Raw genomic sequence first — 6,602 nt, 5'->3', positions numbered from 1 at the left:
TGCCATCTTTTAAAAAAACTCTAACCATTTTTAAAATCCCTCTTTTTTATTAAAAAATTATACGACTTATTAGATTTAGTGTCAATTGAATAAAATGTTATAATATTTGTAAAAATTTTTAGGAGGAAATAAAAATGGCTGTTAAAGTTGCAATTAATGGATTTGGTAGAATTGGAAGAAATTTTTTAAGGGCTTGTAGAGGGGAAAAAAATATAGAGATTGTAGCAATAAATGACCTTACAGATGCAAAAACTTTAGCTCATCTTTTGAAATATGACTCTGTCCATGGAATATATGAAGGTGAAGTTCAGGCAAAAGAAAACTCTATAGTTGTAGATGGAAAAGAAATAAAAATAACTGCTATAAAAGAACCGGAACAACTTCCTTGGAAAGATTTAGGAGTAGATATAGTTATAGAATCAACAGGTGTATTTACAAATAGAGAAGGAGCTGAAAAACATCTTAAAGCCGGTGCAAAAAAAGTAATCATATCTGCTCCGGCAAAAAATCCTGATATAACAATAGTTTTAGGTGTAAATCAAGAAAATTATGACCCTAAGAACCATAATATTATCTCAAATGCTTCTTGCACAACAAATGCTTTAGCTCCGGTTGTTAAGGTATTACAAAAGGAGTTTGGTATAAAATACGGATATATGGTAACAACCCATGCTTACACAAATGACCAAAGAATACTTGATTTACCACATAAAGATTTAAGAAGAGCAAGGGCTGCTGCAGTTAGTATAATTCCTACTACTACCGGTGCTGCAAAAGCCCTCGGAGAAGTTATACCGGAAGTTAAAGGAAAACTTGATGGAACAGCCAGAAGAGTTCCAACACCTGATGGTTCTTTAATAGATTTAACAGTTGTTGTAGAAAAAGAAACATCAATAGAAGAAGTAAACAATGCTATGAAAAAATATGCAGAAGGAGAGATGAAAGGAATACTTGCTTATTGTGAAGACCCTATCGTTTCAGTAGATATTATAGGCAATCCTGCTTCATCTATATTTGATGCCGGACTTACACAGGTAATAGGTGGAACTTTAGTTCATGTTGCCTCTTGGTATGATAACGAATGGGGTTATTCTAATAGATTGAGAGATTTAGTTAATTATATAGTTTCAAAAGGATTATAAAATAAATTAGAGGGGTAAATAAATGGTTCTACAAGGGAAGTTAGCTTTTATAACAGGAGCAAGTAGAGGCATAGGAAGAGCAATAGCATTAAAACTTGCTTCTATGGGTGCAGATATTATTATAAACTACTATAAAAACAAAGAGAAAGCAGAAGAAGTAGCCAAAGAAATAGAAAATATGGGAAGAAAATCTTATATAATTCAAGGAGATTTCGGAGTAAAAGAAGAGATAGATAGGGTTTTTGATGAGATAGAACAAAAATTTGGTTATCTTGATATATTTGTAAGTAATGCTGTGGCTTCCGGTAGAGAGGTAGTTGGAGGATTTGCTCCATTTTTAAGATTAAAAGAAAAAGGAACTCTTAGAATATATAACATAACAACTTTTGGTTTTATATGGTCTTCACAAAGAGCCGTTAAGCTTATGGAAGGAAGAGAAGGAAAAATTATTGCAATATCCTCAACCGGAACAAGAGATTATATGCCAAATTATGCGATACATGGCTCTGCAAAAGCTGCCCTTGAAGCATTGGCAAGATATTTAGCAGTTGAAGTTGGTCCTATGGGAATAAATGTAAATGTTGTTTCCGGTGGTCCGATAGATACGGAGGCTATTCAGTTATTTCCAAATTATGAAGAAGTTAAAGAAGGAACTATAAAACTTACTCCACTTGGAAGAATGGGAACACCTGAAGATATAGCCGGTGTTGTAGGATTTTTATGCACACCTGATGCAAGATGGATACAGGGACAAACAATCGTTGTAGATGGCGGTTTATCCTTGGTTAGAGGCCGTTAATTCTCTATTATATTTTTTTTCATCACAGAAGCTAAAAATCCAAATAAAGAAGCTGCCTTATCTATTGAGTTATAGATATGGCGGCTTTCCTCTTTTAAAGAAAAGATATTATCTGATAAATCTTCTATCAATATTAGCTTCTCGGCTAAAAAATCTAAAATATCCTTTTCTTCTATTTTATAATTTTCTGCAAATAAAGGAGATTCAAGCTCTATGCTTGGAAATGTAAAAATTATCCAAGCTAAAACATGCATTGATATTGCAGATATATCTTTTAAAACATTTTCATCTTTAATATGCTCTAAATCTCTAAATAGATTCGCTATTTTATGTAAGCTATCTGAAAAATGGGAATAAATTAAGATACTTTCCTCTTTTGAAAGAATTTCTTTCTTAGAAAGAATTTTATCCACCTTTCTTTGCTGAAAAAAAATAAAATTTTCAACATCTGCTAATATGAAATTCATATCTTTATTTTTCAAAATATCTCTCCAGAGCTTTTCTTAATTTTAACATAGCCTTTGTATGTATTTGGGATACCCTGCTTTCTGATATACCAAGCACTTCTCCTATCTCCTTCATTGTTAACTCTTCATAATAATATAAAGATATCAGAATTTTTTCCTTTTCGTCAAGTTCATTTTTTATTATATCAGATAATATAATCTTTAACTCTTTTTCTTCAATATATCTATCCGGTGTATCATCTGATATTGCAATAATCTGCCATAATTTTCCTTTTTCTTCATCATCTTCATCAATATCTGCATCTAAAGATATAAGCATATTATCAAATGTATTCTTAGCATATTTTATATATTCTTCTTCATCCATTCCAAGATATTGGGCTATTTCTTCTGTGGTTGCCTCTCTTTTTTTCTCTGCTTCTATTGTAGATATTGCATTTTCAATATTTTTCATTTTTCTTCTTATTGTTCTTGGCAGATAATCCAGATTTCTAAGGGCATCTAAAATCTGTCCTCTTATTCTTATCTCTGCATAACTGCTAAATTTTACATTCTTAGATTCATCAAATTTATTAATAGCATCTATTAAACCTAAAACTCCTATTTGAAATAAATCTTCCTCTGTTATAGATGGTGGTAAATTTTGATGTTTTAAACTCTTTACTATAAAATTTATCTTTGGAAGATATTCCATAATAATTTGATTTCTATCTAATTTTGATACCTGCATTGCACACCCTCCGCACATATTCAATAAAGATATAGGCAATTTTTATGCCAATTATAAAAAACAGATTTTAGCAAAGAATAATACATATTGGTGCAGTAAATTTACTGCATATAAATGATAGCTATTGCTACTGAATAATTTTTTTCATGGGAGATGGAAATATTGATATTAAATGTTTTTTCTGTATTTATCGGTTGGTGCAGTATTACGGTTGCAGGTCTGTTTTTTTCTCCTATTATCTCTATATCCAAAAAAGATAATCTTTTTCCAAAAGCAGAAAAAAATGCTTTTATAACTGCTTCTTTACAGGCAAATCTTGCAGATAAGCATTCTATAAATGTAGTTTTATTTTTACAATAATTAATCTCTCTTTCTGTATAGATTTTTTTTAAAAATTTATCTTTATATTTATTAAAAACTGCTTCTATTCTTTTATTTTCTACTATATCTATACCACTATAAATTTTCATAAATTTCTTTTAAAATCTCCTGTGGTGTCTTTGAATTTACATTTATATGTATATCTGCAAGGGAGTAAATTTTTTTTCTTTCTTCATAAAGTTTTTTAAGTTCTTCAAAAGGTAGTTGTAATAAAGGTCTGTTTTTATCATTTCCACATCTTTTTAAAACTTCTTCCAAAGATACATCAAGCCATATAACTATGCCATTTTTTTTCATCTTTTCCATATTATCTTTGTTTGCTCCCAGTCCTCCACCGGTTGAAACTACATATCCGGATTTTTCGCTAAATAGTTCTATCTCTTTTCTTTCAAGCTCTCTAAAATAACTTTCTCCTTTTTCTTTAAAGATATCTTTTATACTTTTTCCTTCTTTTTTTTCTATCTCTTTATCTATATCTATAAATTTCATATTTAATTTTTCTGCCAGCAATCTTCCTATGGTTGATTTTCCACTTCCCATAAATCCAATGAGAAATATATTTTTCATCTTTCTATCTCTTTTATAAGAGTTAATGCTTTTTTTAATGCTTCTTGCAATGTTTTACTTTCATTTGATACTTTTTTTGATATATTTTCTGCTAAATTTTTATCATATCCATAAGATATTAAAGCTGATACTAAATCCTCATAAAGATTATTACGGGAAAACTCAAGTTTGCCTTTTAATTCTAAAATTATTTTTTGGGCTGTTTTTTTACCTACTCCGTGAACCATTGATAATGTTTTATAATCTCCATTTTGTATAACATCAACCAAATCTTCCGTTTTAAAATGAGATAGTATATTTATGGCAACTTTTGCTCCTACATTATTTACAGATAACAATTTTTTAAAAATTTCCCTATCTTCTTTTGTATTAAAGCCATATAAATTTATATTTTCATCTTTAATAATAAGATAAGTATAAAGCTTTGCATATTTTTGTATCTGTAAGTTAGAAGGAACTATAACTTTTATGCCTACACCATTTAAATTAAAAATTACCGTATTATCATAAAAATCTACAACTTCTCCTTCTATATACTCAATCATTGCTTTGATTTGATTTTTTCTTTAAGTAAATTGATAAAATCTTCTACTTTCATAATACCGAGATTTCCATCTTTTTTTGTTCTAAGTGAAACTGCATTTTCCTGTAGTTCTTTATCGCCAATAACTGCCATATAAGGTATTTTTTGAATTTCTGCATCTCTAATTTTTTTGTTCATTCTTTCATTTCTTTCATCAAGATATACTCTTATTCCTTCTTCTTGTAGTTTATCTTTAACCATTTTTGCATAATCTAAATGGGCATCTGAAATTGGAATAAGGGCTACCTGAACCGGTGCAAGCCAAAGAGGTAATAATCCGGCATAATGTTCAAGTAATACTCCTATAAATCTTTCTATTGAACCAAATATTGCCCTATGAACCATATAAGGTCTGTGTTTTTGATTATCTTCTCCTATATAATACATATCAAATCTTTCCGGTAGATTAAAATCAAACTGGATAGTAGAGCATTGCCACATTCTACCTATGGAATCTTTTATTTTTACATCTATCTTTGGTCCATAAAATGCTCCACCACCTTCATCTATTTTATAATCTAATCCTACCGACTCTATTGCTTTTTTTAATGAGTTTGTAGCTATCTCCCACATTTTATCATCACCGACTGATTTTTCCGGTCTTGTAGATAGATAAACCTCAAATTCTTCAAATCCATAAGATTTTAATGTATCTATTGCAAATTCTAAAACTTCTTTTATCTGCTGTTCTACTTGGTCTTCTCTACATATTATATGGGCATCATCTTGGGTAAATCCTCTAACCCTCATTAAGCCGTGTAATACACCACTTCTTTCATATCTATAAACTGTTCCAAGCTCTGCAAGTTTTATAGGAAGTTCTTTATAGCTTCTTTGTTTAGATTTATATATCTCTACATGAAATGGACAGTTCATAGGTTTTACAAAATATCCTTCTTCTTCTATAAACATTTCCGGAAACATATTTTCTCTGTAATAATTAACATGTCCGCTTGTTTGCCATAAAGTTTCTTTTCCTACATGAGGAGTATAAACAAGCTGATATCCTCTTTTAATATGCTCTTTTTTCCAATCATCTTCTATCTCTTTTCTTATAATAGCTCCTTTTGGAAGCCATATAGCAAGACCACCACCTACTTCTTCATCTATCATAAACAGTTCCAGCTCTTTTCCGATTTTTCTATGGTCTCTTTTTTTTGCTTCTTCAAGCATATTAAGATATTGTTTTAACTCTTTTTCTTCCCAAAATGCCACGCCGTATATTCTTTGTAGCATAGGGTTTGTTTCTTTTCCTTTCCAGTAAGCTCCGGCAACAGATATAAGTTTAAATGCTCCGGCTAATCCTGTTGAAGGTATATGGGGGCCTCTGCATAAATCTATAAATTCTCCCTGTTTATAAATAGATATTGTTTCATTTTCCGGTATATCATGCTTTATTATCTCTATTTTGTATATCTCCCTCATTTTTTCAAAAAGTTTTATAGCTTCTTCCCTTTTTATCTCTTCCCTTTCTACTTGAAGATTTTCTTTTATTATTTTTTTCATCTCTTCTTCAATAACCGGCAGGTCTTCTTCTGTAATTCTTTTTCCTTCTATTTCAACATCGTAATAAAATCCTACTTCAGTAGTTGGACCAATACCAAGATGAACCTTTTCATTTCCGTATAATCTTTTTAATGCCTGTGCCATAATATGTGCTAAACTATGTCTTAAAATCTCTAAGCTTTCTTTATCTTTTTTGGTAATTGCTTTTAAAACTCCATCTGTTTTTATAGGTGTATGGATATCTATTATTTGATTATCATATACAGCACCTATAATATCTTTTAATCCTTCTTTTTGTATTATATCTTTTAATCTTTCTCCAATATTTATTGTATATTTTTTATCTTTATAAATTAACTCTGCCATTTTAACTCCTTATTGTCTTAATTAAACATAAAAATTATATCACACATTATAAGCTATATCT

The 6,602-nt window shown here is 29.8% G+C and carries 8 protein-coding genes; 2 read left to right on the top strand and 6 right to left on the bottom strand.

All coding sequences use genetic code 11. The features are described from left to right. The first annotated feature begins 134 nt into the window (after positions 1-134). Positions 135-1,142, top strand: coding sequence for a type I glyceraldehyde-3-phosphate dehydrogenase (gap, locus tag QOR43_RS07520; protein ID WP_265134356.1), 1,008 nt, complete (start codon positions 135-137; stop codon positions 1,140-1,142). A 22-nt stretch (positions 1,143-1,164) separates the two neighbouring features. After that, positions 1,165-1,941 (top strand): SDR family oxidoreductase, encoded by a 777-nt coding sequence (locus QOR43_RS07515; RefSeq protein ID WP_265134357.1) that lies wholly within the window; start codon positions 1,165-1,167, stop codon positions 1,939-1,941. Here the strand turns inward: QOR43_RS07515 and QOR43_RS07510 are convergent. From QOR43_RS07510 to thrS, 6 genes are all read right to left on the bottom strand, one after another. Continuing rightward, positions 1,938-2,423 carry a hypothetical protein gene (locus QOR43_RS07510; protein ID WP_265134358.1) on the bottom strand — a complete coding sequence of 162 codons (486 nt, stop codon included), beginning with the start codon at positions 2,421-2,423 and terminating at the stop codon, positions 1,938-1,940. The two genes, QOR43_RS07515 and QOR43_RS07510, sit on opposite strands and share 4 nt — an antisense overlap. Then, positions 2,413-3,138, bottom strand: coding sequence for a sigma-70 family RNA polymerase sigma factor (locus tag QOR43_RS07505; RefSeq protein WP_265134359.1), 726 nt, complete (start codon positions 3,136-3,138; stop codon positions 2,413-2,415). Before QOR43_RS07505 ends, QOR43_RS07510 begins: the two co-directional genes overlap by 11 nt. A 101-nt stretch (positions 3,139-3,239) precedes the next feature. Next, positions 3,240-3,608: a holo-ACP synthase gene (gene acpS / locus QOR43_RS07500; protein WP_265134360.1), complete on the bottom strand. Its 369-nt coding sequence runs from the start codon at positions 3,606-3,608 to the stop codon at positions 3,240-3,242. Further along, positions 3,595-4,086, bottom strand: coding sequence for a shikimate kinase (locus QOR43_RS07495; RefSeq protein WP_265134361.1), 492 nt, complete (start codon positions 4,084-4,086; stop codon positions 3,595-3,597). Before QOR43_RS07495 ends, acpS begins: the two co-directional genes overlap by 14 nt. Next, the gene (ruvA, locus tag QOR43_RS07490) at positions 4,083-4,631 is read right to left on the bottom strand and encodes a Holliday junction branch migration protein RuvA (protein ID WP_265134362.1); all 549 of its coding nucleotides are present in this window, start codon (positions 4,629-4,631) and stop codon (positions 4,083-4,085) included. The genes QOR43_RS07495 and ruvA overlap by 4 nt, the downstream gene beginning before the upstream one ends. Continuing rightward, positions 4,628-6,541 (bottom strand): threonine--tRNA ligase, encoded by a 1,914-nt coding sequence (gene thrS / locus QOR43_RS07485; protein ID WP_265134363.1) that lies wholly within the window; start codon positions 6,539-6,541, stop codon positions 4,628-4,630. The genes ruvA and thrS overlap by 4 nt, the downstream gene beginning before the upstream one ends. Positions 6,542-6,602 lie beyond the last annotated feature (61 nt).

It is taken from the genome of Venenivibrio stagnispumantis (genome assembly GCF_900182795.1).
Lineage (GTDB): Bacteria > Aquificota > Aquificia > Aquificales > Hydrogenothermaceae > Venenivibrio > Venenivibrio stagnispumantis.
Note: the sequence above shows the minus strand (reverse complement) of the source record. Positions and strands in the feature narration are given on the sequence as shown.